The sequence below is a fragment of the Pseudomonas sp. LABIM340 genome, assembly GCF_040017195.2.
Classification (GTDB): Bacteria; Pseudomonadota; Gammaproteobacteria; order Pseudomonadales; family Pseudomonadaceae; genus Pseudomonas.
This window is the reverse complement of sequence record NZ_CM200227.1, coordinates 3,693,390-3,709,425: the sequence shown is the minus strand read 5'-3', so window position 1 is coordinate 3,709,425 and position 16,036 is coordinate 3,693,390. Positions and strand designations below refer to the sequence as shown.

Genomic DNA, 16,036 nt, shown 5'->3' with positions numbered 1-16,036 from the left:
TGTGTGCCTTGCAGCGTTCGCCCACCCGGTGGCTACCTTGCCGTGGGTGATGCATCCCGTTGCAGGGGACAGAGCAATTGAAATGCCAGCTTTTCTGAAACCGAAAAACCGCCGGGGATTTCAACCGCTTAGCTGAAATCCCCGGTGCAGGGCGAGGGCCCGGCTTGAGCGTGCCGGCACCAAGTCGATGCGCCTTGCCTTCTATTGAGGCATCAGGCGGTGCGCAGGGCGGTGCGCCGCAGCGAGGCGGCTGCGGTGGCCACGAACAGCCCGGCGGCGAGCGCCAGTGCCACTGGCACGCCCTGCGGGCCGAGATCCATCAGGCTGCCGCTGAGCAGCGGCCCGAGCAGGCTGCCGACGCCCCAGAGCATGCCGGCGGCGGCGTTGGCGGTGACCAGGTCGCGGCCACGGAAACGCTGGCCGATCAGCACCAGCGCCAGGGTGTAGACGCCACCGGCCACCGCGCCCAGCAGCATCAGCGCCGGCCACAGCAGCGACGGCTGGCTGATCAGCCAGGGCAGGGCGAGGCCGATCAGCATCGCCGCGACGCCACAGGCGAGGTGCAGGGTGGGCCGGTCGAGGCGGTCGGACAGCCAGCCCAGCGGCAGCTGGCAGATCATGTCGCCGAGCAGGATCACCGTCGCCATGAACGCAGCGATGCCCACCGCGTAGCCGTGACTGGAAGCGTAAACGGGGAAAAGCGAGAGCACCACGCTGTCGAAGAAGGAGAAGAACAGCACGCCCATGCACAGCGCCGGTGCGACTCGCAGGAAGCCCGCCAGGGAGAAGCTGCGCGGTTCTTCGACGTGTTCGTGGATGCTTTCCTCGGGCATGGCGAAGGCCACGGTGGCCAGGGCAATGAGATGCCCGGCACTGACCAGCAGCACCACCCAGGGAGTCTGCGCACCGAGCAGCGCGACCAGTGTCGGGCCGAGCAGCTGGAAGGCGGTGAAGCTGGTGGCATAGAGGGCGACGATGGTGCCGCGGTTCTTCTCGCCGCACAGCTCGTTGACCCAGGCCTCGCCGAGGATGATCGCGATGCCCATGCCGACGCCCAGCGCCAGGCGCGCGGCGGCCAGCAGCCAGAGGGAGTGGCCGCTGAACTCGATGGCCGCGGTGCTCGCGGTACACAGCACGAAGCACAGCAGGTACAGGCGGCGCCGGCTCATCAGCTGGCAGGCGCGGTCCACCAGGGTGGCGGCGAGGATCATGCCGGCAGCCGGCACCGCCGAGAGGATGCCGATCTTCAGCGCGCTGGCGCCGTTGTCCAGCAGGCGCAGCGCCACCAGCGGCAAAGTCGCACCCAGGCTCAGGCCGACGATGGAGACGGCGAACAGCAGCACCGCGAGAAGCGGCTTGTTGAGGGGGCTCGGGGTATTCATGGAAACCTTCTCTTGCCCGGGCGCTCCAGCGCCGGGCGTGCCAATGCATACGCGCCCATCGGCGGCTGCCGGTGGGCGGAATCGGAATGCGGAAATGCCGGCGCGAGCGCGCGGCGTCCGGCTCAGCAGCCGGCGGGCGGGGAGAAGGTGAAGGCGAACAGCACGCTGCGGCGACGGCGCAGCACCGTATCAATCTTGCGTACGCGCGGAGGCTCTCGCAGCAGGGCGAGGCTCGGGTCGGCGAAGCGGTAGAACGGGGTCATGGTGCAGGTATTACGGGGCTGGCGGAAACCGCGCACTCTAGTGAGTGCGCGGCAGGGCGTCAATCTCGGCCAGCCGCGCGGTATCGCGTCGTGCGTCGGAACCGTAAGCCCTGCTTACGGATCGCGAGCATGGCCGGCGCCAATCGAGCGCGTCGCAACTACCGGCCGAATGCCGGTTCCCCCGCCGGCACTTCCTGCGGCCGGCTCAGCACGTCCCGTCCCGGCAGAAACCGCCCGAAACCACGCTCCTTGCCCAGTGCCTCCGGGAAGCCGCTTTCGCGCCGATAAGCCACGCGCCCATTGATCAGCGTGGCCTCCACCGCATCATCGTTGCGCTTCACCAGCCGCGTCAGGCCGATGATCTCCATGGGCGCTTCGCAGACGTCATCCAGCTCGTCGGTCAGGCCTGCCGGGTTGACCACCACCAGGTCGGCGCGGTCGCCGACGCGGATGTAGCCGGCGTCGATTCCGGCGAAGTCCGCCAGCTCGCCGGTCAGCCGGTGAATGGCGCGGCCGGTGTCCATGAAGCTCTGCCCGGCCAGTTCGGCATCGCGCACGTACTTGAGCATACGCAGCGGGAAGTTGTACTGCGCGTGGGAAGCCAGGTGCGCGCCAGAGTCGGCGAAGCCCGGCTGGGTCCAGGGGCTGGCCAGCAGCTTGCCCATGATTTCCGGGCGGTGGTTGCCGTAGCAGGTGGTCCACTTGAGCTCGTTGCGGTACTGGCCGGCCAGCTCGAAGAAGGCGTCCACCGGGTCCAGACCGCGCTCGCGGCCGATGTCCTCGAAGTTGCGCCCGACCATTGAGGCATCCGGACATTCGCGCACCCAGCAGTCGGACAGGTTGCGGTGCCACAGGCCGAGGCTGAGGGTGGCCTTGATGTCCTTCTTGAAGCGCTCGCGGAACGCCGGGTCCTGGATGCGCGTGTAGAGCTCTTCCGGGTCCTTGATGTCACGCAGCACCTCGCCGGCGCCGAATTCCTCGAAGCCGTTCATGTTCAGCCCCTCGATGCGTACGACGAAGGGAGCGGGCAGGGTCTGCCAGCGGTAGCGGCCGCGCAGCAGGCGGTTGGCGACCCAACCGGAGGCGCGGGTGATGCGGTGCATGAAGGGCTGGGACTTGAGGTCCAGCGCGGTGAGCATCGAGCACTTGAGTGGGCGGCGGAACCAGCCGTGGGCCTGGTAGAGGAAGGCGAACACGTTGATCTTGGTGACCGCGTTGGGCGCGCCCTGCATCAGCGCGTTGCGCCGGCGCAGCACGGCGAACAGGCGGGAGAACTCCTTCCAGCTGGCGAAGGTGGAGGGCAGCGGGCTCGACCAGGCGCGGTCGCCGTCCATCTTGTCCAGCCGGGTGGTCATCACCGAGAGGCCGAAGCAGCCGGCGTCCAGCGCCTGTTCCAGCAGTTCCTCCATGCGCGAAAGCTCCGCTTCGGTAGGTTTGGCGCCGCTGATCGCGCGCTCCAGGCCCATCACCGTGACACGTAGCTCGGAGTGGCCGAGGAAGGAGCAGAGGTTCGGCCCCAGCGGCTGCTGGTCGTAGAAGGCGCGGTAGCCCCTGGCGTCCTTCCAGGTGCGCTTGTCGCGCAGGATCGGCAGCACCTGCTCGCGTGGCACGGCTTCGACGCGGGTGAACAGGTCGGAGCAATCCTCGGCCTCGCCCAGCACCATGCTGATGGAGCAGGAACCGACCGACACGGTGGTCACGCCGTGACGCACCGACTCCTTCAGCGCCGGCGCGGCGATGGCTTCGGCATCGTAGTGCGAGTGGATTTCCAGGAAGCCGGGGGTGACCCACTTGCCGGCGGCGTCGATGACCTGCTTGCAGCCGCTCTCGTCCAGCGGGCTGACGCTCAGGGTGTCGATGCGGCCGTCCTTGATGCCGACGTGGCGCAGGCTGCCGGGGGCATCGCTGCCGTCGAAGTACAGGCCGTTCTTGATGATGATGTCGTAGCTCACAGGAGGCTCCAGGGCGACAGCAGCAGGACGCCGCTGACCAGCAGCAGGCAGTGGATGGCGAGGCGGAAGTGGTGTTCCTCGAAGCGGTGGTGCAGGCGTTCGCCCAGCCATACGCCGAGCAGCAGCAGTGGCGCGTAAGCGAGCACCTGGGGCAGCGCCGGGCGCAGGCGGCCGTCGAGGAGGAAGGCAAGGGTCAGCAGGCCGTTGAGGGTGAACCAGACGCAGACCAGGGTGGCGCGCAGACGGGTCTTGTCCAGCGGGCGGGTCGAGAGTGCGTAGACCAGCAGCGGCCCGCCGGAAGCGAACAGACCATGGCAGACCCCGGCGGCGCCGGTGGCCAGGCGCACCACCCAGTTCGGCGTGCGTTCGCGCTCCGGGGCACTGGCGCGCAGTCGCCACAGCTCGCGGCCGGCGAACCAGAGGATCAGCACGCCAAGCCCGCGCTTGAGCGGTTGCGGGTCCAGGTGCGGCAGCAGCAGGTAGCCGATCAGCATGCCGATGAGCATCCCCGGCAGTACGGTGCGCAGCAGCAGGCGCGTATCGATCAGGCGGCGGTGGCGCCAGCACAGGTAGCCGGTCATGCCGATGTTCAGCGGCACCAGGATCGGCAGCAGTGTCTCGATGGGCATCAGCAGCGCGCCGAGGGACAGGGCGATCACCACGCTGCCGAAGCCGGTGATGGCTTCCAGGGTGTAGGCCAGCAGGATGAAGCCGCCGAGGGCGATGGCGGGCGCATTCATGACGCGGTCACCGCAGCGGCGCGGGGTTCGCGGCGCGCCCAGAGTTGCGCCAGCACCAGCCCGGAGAACAGCTGCCAGCAGCCCCAGAACGCCGCGATCAGCAGCATGCCGCCGGCCTGCGGGAAGAATGTGAGGATCAGCGCCATGCCCAGCGCCGAGTTGTGAATGCCGCTTTCCAAGGTCACCGCGCGCACGTCGGCGTCCGGCAGCTTCCACAGCCGCGCGCAGGTGTAGCCCAGCAGCAGCGCCGTGCCGTTGAGCAGCAACACCAGCCAGAAGAACAGATGGAAGTAGGCCATGAACTGCTGGAAGTTCTTGGCGAAGGCCATGCCGACGAAGCCCAGCATCACCAGCAGCGACAACTGCCGCAGCGGCTTCTCCAGGCGCTGCGCGAGCTTCGGCTGGTGCCGGCCCAGGGCCATGCCCAGCAGCATCGGCAGGATCAGCACCAGCACCACCACGCCCACCAGTTCCAGCGGGTCGATGTGGATCTGCGTGAGACGGTCGCGGGTCGCCGGGTTCAGTCCCGCGTAGAGGGCGAAGTTCAGCGGTGTGAAGATGCCTGCGCTCAAGCCAGAGACGGCGGTGACGCTGGCCGACACCGCAACGTTGCCGCGGGCCATCCAGGTCATGATGTTGGAGAAGGTGCCGCTCGGGCAGGTGGCTACCAGGATCATTCCCAGCGCCAGTTCCGGTTCTATCGGCAGCAGGATGGTCAGCAGGCAGGTGGCGGCGGGCAGCAGCAGGAACTGCACCAGCATGCCGATCACCGGCGCCTTGGGCTGGCGCAGGATGCGGGTGAAGTCGTCGCGGCGCAGTTCCAGCGAGACGCCGAACATCATCAGGGCGATGATGGCGTTCAGCGCGATCATCGAACCACCGGAGAACTCGAGATGGACTTCAGGCATCGCCGTTCTCCCGCAGCAGGAGGGCGGGGAATGGCGAACGGGCAGTAGCCGGCGGCACGGGCGCGGCTCCGGTTTCAATCAGCATGCAAGGCGACTCTTGTTTGTATTTATCGTTGTAATTGGCAAGCATAGGGCAGCGTTACCGCCCGGTAACGGCTCAATCGGGACCTTCGCCGGTTAATTCGGGACCATGTCGCACACCATTACCGTCCATTACGCCCAGGGACTCCTGCAGGCTGCCCAGCGCCTGGGACTGCCGGTGCCTGCCGATCTGCAGGCCGCCAGCCTCGAGGCGCGCATCCCGTTGCAGCGCCAGGACGCCTTCTGGGAAGCCCTCTGCGCCGCCTCCGGCGACCCGCTGCTGGGCCTGCACCTGGGCAGCGCCCTGCAGGTCGGGCACCTGGACATGGTCGGCGCGCTGCTGATGAGCTGCGAGCATTACGGCGAGGCGCTGGATGCCTTGCTCGAGTACTACCCGATCATTGCCGAGGGCAGCGAGTTCCAGCGCGAGCAGGATGCCGCCGAGGTGCGCCTGGTCTACCGGCCGAGCTACGCCGTGCGCCGCGAGGAACGGATCGAAGCGGCGCTGGCGAGCCTGGTGCACCTCACCCGCTGGATTACCGGCGACCGCGTGAAGCCACGGCGACTGGCCTTGAGCCATGCCGCGCGAGGCGAACCCTCGCGCTACGGCGAGGTGCTGGAGTGCCCGGTGACCTTCGGCGAGGCCGAGTACGCGCTGAGCTTCGCCGTGGCCGACCTCGACGTGCCGCTGATCCAGGCCAATGCGCTGATGCGCGAGCACCTGCGTGCGCTGGCCGATGCGCAGCTGGAACGCCTGGGCGCGCAGAGCCTCGCCGCGCGCGTGCAGCAACTGCTGCGGCAGAACCCGCGCTGGGGCAAGGAGAAGGTGGCTGATCAGCTGGAGCTCAGCGGGCGCCATCTCAACCGCAAGCTGGCCGACGAGGGCACCAGCTTCAAGCTGCTGCGCGAGCAGGTGTTGCACGCCATGGCCGAGCAGCTGCTGCGCGAATCATCGAGGTTGGGCGAGGTGGCCGAGCGCCTGGGCTTCTCCGACGAGAGCGCTTTCGCCAAGGCGTTCCGCCGCTGGAGCGGGATGACGCCGGGGCAGTTCCGTCAGGGCAACTGAACCGCTTACTGACGGTTATGGCTCACTGCTGCCAGCGCCTGAGCGGCGGGCAGGTCCAGACGCTGGGGAACGCTGTGCTGGTGCTCGATGACGCCAGTGCCCGGCAGTTTCGACACGAAGAACTGATCGACGCCGAAGAACAGCAGGATCAGGGCGATGGCACCGATCCAGCAGAGCACGTCGTAGTCCAGCGGCCAGCCACGGTGCTGGCGCTGCGAGCGGAGGGGAGGCTGGTTGTTCTTCATGGCGGTCACCGCGTTCGGGTTGAGGGTTGGCGAACCCAGGGGGGCCTGGATTCGCTGACCATTGTCCGAACGGCAGTGACGCCGGTGATTCAGGGAGCTCTGTAGGGCGAGTAGGAATTGCCTCTAGTTTCCTACGCGCCGGTCAGACGCCCGGCAGTGCCTTGTCCTTCGGCCACAGCAGCCACAGCTGGCCGTCCTGCTTCATGTGCCCGGCCAGCTCGCCGGCCGCGTCGCCAGTGCCCCAGAACAGGTCCGCGCGCACTTCGCCGACGATGGCGCCGCCGGTGTCCTGGGCAGCTACCGGGCGCACGACTGGCGCGCCGTCCGGGCGAGTGGTGGAAAGCCACATCAGGCTGCCCAGCGGGATCACCTTGCGGTCGATGGCCACGCTGTAGCCGGGCGTCAGCGGAACGTTCAGCGAGCCGCGCGGGCCTTCGTTACTGTCCGGGCGCTGGCTGAAGAACACATAGCTGGGGTTGCTCGCCAGCAGCTCGTCGACACGCTGCGGGTGCGCGCGCGCCCAGTCGCGGATGCGCGCCATGCTGACCTCTTCCTTGCTCAGCTCCCCCTGTTCCACCAGCCAGCGGCCCACCGGCTTGTACGGCCGGCCATTCTGCTCGGCGTAACCCAGGCGCAGCTGGCGGCCGGAGGCGAGTTCCACGCGGCCGGAGCCCTGGATCTGCAGGAACTGCAGGTCCATCGGGTCGGGTAGCCAGGCGAGCACGGGGGCATTGACGCCATCACGGCGGATGCCGGCGGCGTCGGCGTAAGGCACCAGGGTGTTGCCTTCGAGCTTGCCGCGCAGGCGCTTGCCCTTGAGTTCCGGATAGACGCTGTCCAGCGCCACGGTGATCAGGTCCTTGGGCACACCGTAGACCGGCACGGTGTGCTTGGCGTCGCGCTGCTGGCTGCCGCGGTAGACCGGCTCGTAGTAGCCGGTGATCAGGCCATTCTTGCTGCCTTCGCCGGAACGAAGCTGGTAGGGCTGCAGATGGGCCTGCATGAACTGGCGGATCGCCGGGGCGGAGGCCGGCACGTTGGCGGCATCGGCGCAGGTCGCGGCCCAGATGTCATCCTTCTTCAGGCGCACCGCGCAGGCCGAGCGCCAGGCGCTGAAACCTTGCAGCACATCGCTGTCGGCGGTCTGCGGCAGGTCCGACCAGTCGGCCTTGGAATAGGTGGGTGCCTGGGCTTCTTCGGGCTTTTTGCCGAACAGGCCGCAGCCGGAAAGCAGGGTGGCAAAACACAGGGTGGCGAGGAGAGGGCGGGTCCAGTGGCGGGACGAATCGGTCACGGGCGAGTCCTGGCAGGCAAACGAAAGCCCGCTAGCTTGGGCAGACGCGGGGCGTGCGTCAAACGCATCGGTCGGATTTACACGCCTTGCAACGAATCCGCGGGCGGACCGGTAGAATGGTGTTCTGATTCGACAGACGGGTGGTTAGAGCGTGGAGGCAAGGCAGGGTTTCGTCCTGACCCGACATTGGCGGGATACGCCCGAAGGCACCGAGGTGGGTTTCTGGCTGGCCACCGATGACGGGCCCCGGCATGTGCTGCTGCCGCCGCAGACTTCGGTGGCCTTCGTGCCGGCCGAACAGCGCGCCCGTGCCGAGAAGCTGCTGGCCGGCGAGCGCGGCGCCGAACTGCGCCCGCTGGGCCTGCGCGACTTCCAGCAACGCCCGGTGCTGGGCCTCTACTGCCAGCAGCATCGCCAGCTGATGAACCTTGAAAAGCGCCTGCGCGAGGCTGGTGTCGAGGTATTCGAGGCGGACATCCGCCCGCCGGAACGCTACCTGATGGAGCGCTTCATCACCGCCCCGGTCACCTTCAGCGGCGAGCCGGGCGAGGGCGGCAGCACCGTCACCGCGCAACTGCGACCGGCGCCGGAGTACCGACCGAAGCTGAAACTGGCCTCGCTGGACATCGAAACCAACATCCGTGGCGACCTCTATTCCATCGCCGTGGAAGGCTGCGGCCAGCGCCAGGTCTACATGCTCGGCCCGGCCAACGGTATCGACGGCGAGCGCGATTTCGCGCTGGAGTACTGCGACAGCCGCGCGCAACTGCTGGAGCGCCTGAACCAGTGGCTGGCCGAGCACGACCCTGACGCCATCATCGGCTGGAACCTTGTGCAGTTCGACCTGCGTGTGCTGCAGGAGCACGCCAAGCGCCTGGAGATTCCCCTGCGCCTGGGCCGGGGCGGCGACGAGATGGGCTGGCGGCAGCACGCCTCCAGCAACCACTATTTCGCCGCGGCCGCGGGGCGGCTCATCATCGACGGCATCGAGGCGCTGCGCTCGGCGTTCTGGAGTTTCCCCTCGTTCAGCCTGGAGAGCGTCTCACAGCAACTGCTGGGCGAGGGCAAGTCCATCGACAACCCCTACGACCGGATGGCCGAGATCGATCGCCGCTTCGCCGAGGACAAGCCGGCGCTGGCGAAGTACAACCTCAAGGACTGTGAGCTGGTCACGCGCATCTTCGACAAGACTTGCATCCTCGACTTCCTGCTGGAACGCGCCAGCGTCACAGGACTGCCAGCGGACCGTAGCGGCGGCTCGGTGGCGGCCTTCACCCACCTGTACCTGCCGCCGATGCACCGGCTGGGCTACGTGGCGCCGAACCTCGGCGGCAAGGCGCCGGAGGCCAGCCCCGGCGGCTTCGTCATGGATTCGCGGCCGGGGCTCTACGAGTCGGTGCTGGTGCTGGACTACAAGAGCCTGTACCCATCGATCATCCGTACCTTCCTGATCGACCCTGTGGGGTTGGTGGAGGGCCTGAGCGCCCCGTCGGACGAGGCGTCGATTCCCGGTTTCCGTGGTGGGCGCTTCTCGCGCACGCAGCACTGTTTGCCAGCTATCGTCGAACGCGTCTGGCAGGGCCGCGACGCCGCCAAGCGTGACGGCAATGCGCCGCTGTCCCAGGCCCTGAAGATCATCATGAACGCCTTCTACGGCGTGCTCGGCTCCAGCGGTTGCCGCTTCTTCGACCCGCGCCTGGCGTCATCCATCACCATGCGCGGCCACGAGATCATGCGCCGCACCCGCGAGCTGATCGAAGGGCAGGGTCACCGGGTGATCTATGGCGACACCGACTCCACCTTCGTCTGGCTCGGCCGCGCCCATGACGAGGAAGCCGCCGCCGAGATCGGCCATGCGTTGGTGCGCCACGTCAACCAGTGGTGGGGCGAGCACCTGCGCGAAGAGTACGGGCTGGAGAGCGCGCTGGAAATCCAGTTCGAACGGCACTTCCGACGCTTCCTGATGCCGACCATCCGTGGCGCCGAAGAGGGCAGCAAGAAGCGCTACGCGGGTCTGGTGCGGCGTGCCGACGGCAGCGACGAGATGGTCTTCAAGGGCCTGGAAACCGTGCGCACCGACTGGTCGCCGCTGACCCAGCAATTCCAACAGGAACTGTACCTGCGCATCTTCCAGCGCCAGCCCTACCGGGACTATGTGCGTGACTACGTGAACCGCACCCTGGCCGGCGAGCAGGACGACCTGCTGATCTTCCGCAAGCGCCTGCGCCGCCAGCTCGGCGATTACGAGCGTAACGTGCCGCCCCACGTGCGCGCCGCGCGTATCGCCGACGACTACAACGAGCGCCAGGGCCGCCCGCGCCAGTACCAGCGCGGTGGCTGGATAAGCTACGTGATCACGGTCAACGGCCCGGAACCGCTGGAAACGCTCGGTTCGCCGATCGACTACGACCACTACGTCAGCCGGCAGCTACAACCCATCGCCGACGCCATCCTGCCTTTCGTGGACGATGATTTCAGCGCGCTGGTCGACCGGCAGATGGGGTTGTTCTGAGGCCTGACGCGCCGAAACGAAAAAGGCCGGCATTTGCCGGCCTTTTTCATGGCTTGGAGCGCATCAGTCGCCGCGGTATTCGCAACCGCTGGTGCAGGTCTCGTGCACGCGCACCTTGGACAGTTCCGGCAGCAGCGGCTTGAGCTGTTGCCAGATCCAGCGGCAGAGGTTTTCGCTGGTGGGGTTTTCCAGGCCCGGAATGTCGTTCAGGTAGTTGTGGTCGAGCTGGTCGTAGATCGGCTTGAAGATCTGCTTGATCTCGGCGAAATCGCGAATCCAGCCGGTATGCGGATCGACCTCGCCCTCGATGTAGATGGCGGCCCGGAAGGAGTGGCCATGCAGGCGTCCGCACTGGTGCCCAGCGGGAACATGGGGCAGGCGGTGGGCGGACTCGAAGGTGAATTCCTTGAACAATTCCAAAGTAGCGTGCTCTGTGACGATCGCCGGCCCTGGAACGGGCCGGCCGGAAAATGGGCGCACAGTCTACCACCAACGCACCCGCCGGGCCGGCCGATCCGGCCGGCGGCTCACTTGATCGCCAGGCGCCTGGCGAGGCGATTGAGGTTGGCGCGGTCCAGGCCCATCTCGCGGGCTACCGCTGCCCAGTTGCCTTCGTGGCGCTCCAGGCTCTGGCTGATCATGCGACGTTGGAAGGCGTCCACGGCCGGGCGAAGTTCACCGGCCAATTCCCCGTCGGCGGCATGGTCGCTTTCGCTCGCATCGGCATCGGGCGCGCCTTTGTGCAAGGCGTTCAGGGTGAGATCGTCGACGCCCAGGCTGAGGATGCGCGAGCGCTGCGAGTGGTTCGCCAGGGCCTTGAGGGAGGCGCGGCCGATCAGGTGCTCCAGCTCGCGCACGTTGCCCGGCCAGGCGTAATCGACCAGCGCGGCCTGGGCTTCTCGGGTCAGGCGCAGGCTGCGCAGGCCCAGGCGCGGGCGGTTCTGTTCGAGGAAGTAGCCGGCCAGCAGCAACACATCGTTGCCGCGCTCGCGCAGGGGCGGCACGCGCAGCGGGTAGACGCTCAGGCGGTGGTAGAGGTCGGCGCGGAAGCGGCCGGCGCGAACTTCTTCGGCGAGGTCGCGGTTGGTGGCGGCGATCAGGCGCACGTCCACGTGGTGCTCGCGGTCCGAGCCCAGGCGCTGCAACTGGCCGCTCTGCAGCACGCGCAGGAGCTTGGCCTGGATCGCCAGCGGCAGCTCGCCCACCTCGTCGAGGAACAGGGTACCGCCGTCGGCCAGCTCGAACTTGCCGCGCCGCTCGCCCACGGCGCCGGAGAAGGCGCCACGGACGTGGCCGAAGAGTTCGCTTTCCACCAGGGTTTCCGGCAGCGCCGCGCAGTTCAGGCTGATCAGCGGTTGGGTGCGGCGCAGCGAATTGGCGTGGATGGACTGCGCGACCAGTTCCTTGCCGACGCCGGTTTCGCCGGTGATCAGCACGCTGAGGTCGCTGCCGGCCACCACCTGGATTTCATTCATCAGCGCCTGGTGCGACTTGCTCTGGCCGATCAGTTCCCTGGGCTGGTCGCCGGAAGCGCGCTGGTAGGCATCGGCACGTTGCTGCTCGTGGTCGGCGCGCTGGGCCAGGTCGGTCATGCGCTGGTTGGCCTTCACCGTGGCGGAGGCGAGGCTGGCGAAGGCTTCCAGGTTGTCCAGGTCGCCGGTGGAGAAGCGCTCGGGGTCCAGCGCATCCAGGGTCAGCAAGCCCCAGGGCTGCTCGTCCACCAGCAGCGGGCAGCCCAGGCAGTCGTGGACTTCCAGATGGCCGTGCAGGCCTTCCACCAGGCCGTCATAGGGATCCGGCAGGCCGCAGTCGGCGGCGAAATGGGTCGGGCCGGGATGCTCGATGAGGGCGCGCAGACGCGGATGCTCGCTGATCTTGAAACGGCGACCGAGAGTGTCCTGGCTCAAGCCATCGACGGCCAGTGGCACCAGTTGGTCGCCTTCCAGGCGCAGCAAGGCAGTGGCGTCGCACGGCAGCAGGCCGCGCAGGGCTTCGAGCAGGCGGCGATAGCGCTCGCTTTCCGGCAGCTCGCGGGACAGGTCGGCAACCAGCGGAAGCAGAGTGGCAAGCAGGGGGTTACGGGTCATTCTGACCTCTGTGTAGTCATTTTGACGCAGAAGAATTAGGGTCATTATGACTCAACTTATGGCGAGAGTCCCGTAAATACCGGGCTGCAGGGTTGGCACGCTTCCTGAAATACCTCGAATAGAAAGCACAGGCATCCCCACTCACTGCCTGGCCAACCCGAGGAGATCCACATGCTGTCCAACGAACACCGTACCCTGGTCAAGGCCACTGTCCCGCTGCTGGAGACCGGCGGAGAGACCCTGACCCAGCACTTCTACAAGATGATGCTCAGCGAGTACCCGGAAGTTCGTCCGCTGTTCAACCAGGCGCACCAGGCTTCCGGCGACCAGCCCCGCGCGCTGGCCAATGGCGTGCTGATGTACGCCCGTCACATCGATGAGCTGGAGCAGCTCGGCCCGCTGGTGGCGAAGATCGTCAACAAGCACGTTGCCCTGCAGATCCAGCCGGAACATTACCCGATCGTTGGCAGCTGCCTGCTGCGAGCGATCCGCGAAGTACTGGGCGAGGAGATCGCTACCCAGGAAGTGATCGACGCCTGGGCCGCCGCCTACGGCCAGCTGGCCGATATCCTGATCGGCGCCGAGGAGTCCGTTTACCAGCAGAACGCCGAGCAACACGGCGGCTGGCGCGGCGCGCGGCGCTTCCGCATCGCACGCAAGCAAGCCGAGAGCGAGGAAATCACCTCTTTCTACTTCCAGGCGCTGGATGGCGAGCCGCTGCTGGACTTCCAGCCCGGCCAGTACATCGGCCTGTCCCTCGACATCGGCGGGGAAGAGGTGCGCCGCACCTATTCGCTATCCGACGCGCCGAACGGCCGTGAGTACCGCATCAGCGTGAAGCGAGAGCCCGCAGGCAAGGTGTCCAACTACCTGCACGATCGCCTGAACGTGGGCGACGAGCTGGACCTGTTCCCGCCGGCGGGCGATTTCGTCCTGCGCGGTGGCGACAAGCCCCTGGCCCTGATTACTGCCGGTGTCGGCATCACCCCGGCACTGGCCATGCTCAAGCCGGCTCTGGAGTCCGGTCGGGAAGTGCACTTCATCCACTGCGCCCGCCACGGTGGCGTGCATGCGTTCCGCGAGTGGGTCGAGGCGCAGTCCGACGTGCATCCGCAGCTCAAGCATTACTTCTGCTACAGCGAGCCGCGGGCGCAGGACGCGTCCCACGTCGAAGGCTTCCTCAGCCGCGAGCTGCTGGCGGACTGGCTGCCGGAAGACCGTGACCTGGACGCCTACTTCCTCGGTCCCAAGCCGTTCATGGCCCAGGTGAAGCGTCACCTGCGCGATATCGGCGTGCCCGAGCAACAGTCCCACTACGAGTTCTTCGGCCCGGCCAGCGCGCTGGAGGCCTGAACCTGAGCGCCGGCCCTATGGCGGGCCGGCGCAACCCGAGGAGGTGTGTGATGGAAAGTCTGTTCGCCTGCCCGCAACGCAATCTGTCGATGTCCTGGTCACTGCTGACCGGCGGGCTCGTACTACTGCTGTTGGGAGTCGTGGGAGCCTATTTCGTCGATGGCCATCTGAACCTGCAAAGCATTGTCGCAGCGCATGCCTTCACCATCCTCGGCCCGACACTATTGAAGCTGGGCTACGTGCTGCGGCTGGTGGCCCAACATCAGATGCGCAAGGAAGGCTGGGAGGCTTGCTGTGTTACTGGTTGATCGAAAGGCTCTGCTGACCATACCGCCCCTGTGGCGCCTGGGGTTCCGCCCGTTCTTCCTCGGTGGCGCGGTGTTCGCGCTGATCGCCATCGCGGCCTGGGCGGCGGTGCTGCTCGGTGTGCTGCCGACCTGGCAACCGCTGGGCGGCTGGCTGGCCTGGCACCGTCATGAGATGCTCTTCGGCTTCGCGGCGGCGATCATCGCCGGTTTCCTGCTGACCGCGGTGCAGACCTGGACCGGCCGCCCCGGCGTCAGCGGCAAGCCGCTGATGGTGCTGTCGCTGGTCTGGCTCGCGGCGCGGGTGGGCTGGCTCGTGGGTGCGCCGCTGTGGCTGGTCACCTTGCTGGAGCTGGCGTTCATGCCGGCGCTGGCCTTCTTTATCGGCCGCAGCCTGTGGCAGGTCCGGCAGAAGCGTAACTACCCGATCATCGCGGTGCTCAGCCTGCTGACGCTCGCCGACGCGCTGGTGATGGCCGGCGTCTGGACCGGCAACGATGCCTGGCAGCGCGGCGGCGCGCTGGGTGCGCTGTGGCTGGTGGCGGCGCTGATGGGCCTGATCGGCGGCCGCGTGATTCCCTTCTTCACCCAGCGCGGGCTGGGCCGCACCGCCCAGGTGCCGGCCTGGAACTGGCTGGACAATTCGCTGCTGGGCGGCACCATGCTGGTGGCGGTGCTGAGCGCAGTCGGCATCGGCCTGACGCCGCACCCGCTGGTGGGCCTGCTGTTCGCCGCGCTGGCGGTGGGGCACCTGATCCGCCTGTGGCGCTGGTACGACAGGGACTACTGGGGCGTGCCGCTGCTCTGGTCACTGCACCTGGCCTACCTGTGGATGATGCTCGCCCCGGCGGGCATGGCGCTGTGGAACTTCTCGCCGAGCTTCAACGTGAGCCTGGCGATCCATGCGCTCACCGTGGGTGGCGTCGGCGGGCTGATCCTGGCGATGGTCGCACGGGTGAGCCTCGGCCACACCGGTCGCCCGCTGCAACCGCCGAAGGTGATGTCCTGGGCCTTCGCGCTGCTCAACCTGGGTGTCGTCGCGCGGGTGCTGCTGGTGATGTGGTGGCCGCTTGAAGGCCTGAGCATCGCGGCGGCGTGCTGGGTGGTGGCTTTCCTGATGTTCGCCTGGCACTACGGCCCGATGTTCTGGAAGCCGCGGCTGGATGGGCAGCCGGGTTAGAGCAGCGAAGTAATCGTAGGGCGCATAACGCGCCAGCGTTGTGCGCCGTGAAGCAATCGGCGCATAACCCGTTCCGGGTTATGCGCACGGATCGGCCCTCACCCTAACCCTGGCTGCGCGCCCCGCTCAGAGGGAGAGGGGTCTGTGTGGTGCAGGATGAAACCACAGCGTCAGCCGGCACGGATAGCTCCCTCTCCCTGAGGGAGAGGGCTGGGGTGAGGGGGAAAGCGCAAACACGGAGCTATCTGGGGAAAGACAGTTGCTCCTACGAACTTGCGGGATAGCCTTAATGGGGCTGACGCAACCGATTGAGCTCATCGCCCAGCCAGGCGCTGGAGTCCTGCTTGCCCGCCGGGCAATCCACCTGATAGCGCTGGCCGCTCATGCTGCTCTTGGTCGCGGCGCGCTCGATGAAGTCTTCCGCGCTGCTCACCATGTCCTTGTTTTCCAGGTAGTCCAGCTTCTTCTGCAGGTGCGCGCGCGCCTCAGGGGCCGGGTACTCGCTGCCGTTACGGATGAACTGGCAGCCGCTGTGCTCGACGAAGTCCAGCAACTGGCTGATTTCCTGCTGCGCCTTGGCGTCCATGGCTGCCTGCGCGCCCGTGCCGACAAGCAGGAGAGTGACCAGAAGCGAGCGAAGCTTTCGGGAGTGAGACATAGCGATTCCT

The 16,036-nt window shown here is 67.2% G+C and carries 15 protein-coding genes; 5 read left to right on the top strand and 10 right to left on the bottom strand.

Features of this window, described 5'->3' with window-relative positions; all coding sequences use genetic code 11:
* Positions 1-212 precede the first annotated feature (212 nt).
* From ABKS89_RS17075 to ABKS89_RS17055, 5 genes are all read right to left on the bottom strand, one after another.
* Positions 213-1,382, bottom strand: coding sequence for an MFS transporter (locus tag ABKS89_RS17075; RefSeq protein WP_348586219.1), 1,170 nt, complete (start codon positions 1,380-1,382; stop codon positions 213-215).
* Between the two features lie 122 nt (positions 1,383-1,504).
* Positions 1,505-1,645, bottom strand: coding sequence for a hypothetical protein (locus ABKS89_RS17070; RefSeq protein WP_167523196.1), 141 nt, complete (start codon positions 1,643-1,645; stop codon positions 1,505-1,507).
* A 158-nt stretch (positions 1,646-1,803) separates the two neighbouring features.
* Positions 1,804-3,597 carry an N-acyl-D-amino-acid deacylase family protein gene (locus ABKS89_RS17065; RefSeq protein ID WP_348586217.1) on the bottom strand — a complete coding sequence of 598 codons (1,794 nt, stop codon included), beginning with the start codon at positions 3,595-3,597 and terminating at the stop codon, positions 1,804-1,806.
* Positions 3,594-4,337 carry a sulfite exporter TauE/SafE family protein gene (locus ABKS89_RS17060; protein ID WP_138214307.1) on the bottom strand — a complete coding sequence of 248 codons (744 nt, stop codon included), beginning with the start codon at positions 4,335-4,337 and terminating at the stop codon, positions 3,594-3,596. Before ABKS89_RS17060 ends, ABKS89_RS17065 begins: the two co-directional genes overlap by 4 nt.
* A complete protein-coding gene (locus tag ABKS89_RS17055; RefSeq protein WP_348586215.1) occupies positions 4,334-5,245 on the bottom strand; it encodes a bile acid:sodium symporter family protein in 912 nt (303 codons plus the stop codon). The genes ABKS89_RS17060 and ABKS89_RS17055 overlap by 4 nt, the downstream gene beginning before the upstream one ends.
* A gap of 190 nt (positions 5,246-5,435) precedes the next feature.
* On the opposite strand from ABKS89_RS17055, the gene qhpR reads away from it, so the two are divergent.
* Complete coding sequence (gene qhpR / locus ABKS89_RS17050) at positions 5,436-6,392, top strand: AraC-like transcriptional regulator QhpR (RefSeq protein WP_348586214.1); 957 nt, start codon at positions 5,436-5,438, stop codon at positions 6,390-6,392.
* Between the two features lie 5 nt (positions 6,393-6,397).
* Here the strand turns inward: qhpR and ABKS89_RS17045 are convergent, their stop codons facing one another.
* Complete coding sequence (locus ABKS89_RS17045; RefSeq protein WP_138214304.1) at positions 6,398-6,637, bottom strand: hypothetical protein; 240 nt, start codon at positions 6,635-6,637, stop codon at positions 6,398-6,400.
* 142 nt (positions 6,638-6,779) lie between these two features.
* Positions 6,780-7,931, bottom strand: coding sequence for a murein transglycosylase A (gene mltA, locus ABKS89_RS17040; RefSeq protein WP_348586213.1), 1,152 nt, complete (start codon positions 7,929-7,931; stop codon positions 6,780-6,782).
* 151 nt (positions 7,932-8,082) lie between these two features.
* On the opposite strand from mltA, the gene ABKS89_RS17035 reads away from it, so the two are divergent.
* Entirely contained in the window at positions 8,083-10,443 is a 2,361-nt protein-coding gene (locus tag ABKS89_RS17035; RefSeq protein ID WP_348586211.1) for a DNA polymerase II, read from the top strand.
* 63 nt (positions 10,444-10,506) lie between these two features.
* Here ABKS89_RS17035 and queD read toward each other — a convergent pair whose 3' ends face one another.
* Both queD and norR read right to left on the bottom strand, forming a co-directional pair.
* Entirely contained in the window at positions 10,507-10,863 is a 357-nt protein-coding gene (queD, locus tag ABKS89_RS17030; protein ID WP_017516521.1) for a 6-carboxytetrahydropterin synthase QueD, read from the bottom strand.
* Positions 10,864-10,970: 107 nt separating this feature from the next.
* Positions 10,971-12,530 carry a nitric oxide reductase transcriptional regulator NorR gene (gene norR, locus ABKS89_RS17025; protein WP_138214301.1) on the bottom strand — a complete coding sequence of 520 codons (1,560 nt, stop codon included), beginning with the start codon at positions 12,528-12,530 and terminating at the stop codon, positions 10,971-10,973.
* Between the two features lie 171 nt (positions 12,531-12,701).
* Here norR and hmpA point away from each other — a divergent pair, with 171 nt between their 5' ends.
* The 3 genes from hmpA to ABKS89_RS17010 are packed head-to-tail and all read left to right on the top strand — an operon-like array spanning position 12,702 to position 15,368.
* Positions 12,702-13,883 (top strand): NO-inducible flavohemoprotein, encoded by a 1,182-nt coding sequence (hmpA, locus tag ABKS89_RS17020; RefSeq protein WP_348586209.1) that lies wholly within the window; start codon positions 12,702-12,704, stop codon positions 13,881-13,883.
* Positions 13,884-13,933: 50 nt separating this feature from the next.
* Entirely contained in the window at positions 13,934-14,191 is a 258-nt protein-coding gene (locus ABKS89_RS17015) for a transmembrane sensor/regulator PpyR (RefSeq protein ID WP_138214299.1), read from the top strand.
* Positions 14,178-15,368, top strand: a complete 1,191-nt coding sequence (locus tag ABKS89_RS17010) for an NnrS family protein (protein WP_348586207.1) — start codon at positions 14,178-14,180, stop codon at positions 15,366-15,368. The genes ABKS89_RS17015 and ABKS89_RS17010 overlap by 14 nt, the downstream gene beginning before the upstream one ends.
* 286 nt (positions 15,369-15,654) lie before the next feature.
* On the opposite strand, the gene ABKS89_RS17005 is transcribed toward ABKS89_RS17010, so the two are convergent.
* The gene (locus ABKS89_RS17005; protein WP_348586206.1) at positions 15,655-16,026 is read right to left on the bottom strand and encodes a YfeK family protein; all 372 of its coding nucleotides are present in this window, start codon (positions 16,024-16,026) and stop codon (positions 15,655-15,657) included.
* Positions 16,027-16,036: the final 10 nt, after the last annotated feature.

What these genes read in the sequence shown, in the direction of transcription:
- ABKS89_RS17075 (WP_348586219.1), bottom strand. Translation starts at nt 1,382, where the DNA reads ATGAATACCCCGAGCCCCCTCAACAAGCCGCTTCTCGCGGTGCTGCTG.
- ABKS89_RS17070 (WP_167523196.1), bottom strand. Translation starts at nt 1,645, where the DNA reads ATGACCCCGTTCTACCGCTTCGCCGACCCGAGCCTCGCCCTGCTGCGA.
- ABKS89_RS17060 (WP_138214307.1), bottom strand. Translation starts at nt 4,337, where the DNA reads ATGAATGCGCCCGCCATCGCCCTCGGCGGCTTCATCCTGCTGGCCTAC.
- ABKS89_RS17055 (WP_348586215.1), bottom strand. Translation starts at nt 5,245, where the DNA reads ATGCCTGAAGTCCATCTCGAGTTCTCCGGTGGTTCGATGATCGCGCTG.
- qhpR (WP_348586214.1), top strand. Translation starts at nt 5,436, where the DNA reads ATGTCGCACACCATTACCGTCCATTACGCCCAGGGACTCCTGCAGGCT.
- ABKS89_RS17045 (WP_138214304.1), bottom strand. Translation starts at nt 6,637, where the DNA reads ATGAAGAACAACCAGCCTCCCCTCCGCTCGCAGCGCCAGCACCGTGGC.
- norR (WP_138214301.1), bottom strand. Translation starts at nt 12,530, where the DNA reads ATGACCCGTAACCCCCTGCTTGCCACTCTGCTTCCGCTGGTTGCCGAC.
- hmpA (WP_348586209.1), top strand. Translation starts at nt 12,702, where the DNA reads ATGCTGTCCAACGAACACCGTACCCTGGTCAAGGCCACTGTCCCGCTG.
- ABKS89_RS17015 (WP_138214299.1), top strand. Translation starts at nt 13,934, where the DNA reads ATGGAAAGTCTGTTCGCCTGCCCGCAACGCAATCTGTCGATGTCCTGG.
- ABKS89_RS17005 (WP_348586206.1), bottom strand. Translation starts at nt 16,026, where the DNA reads ATGTCTCACTCCCGAAAGCTTCGCTCGCTTCTGGTCACTCTCCTGCTT.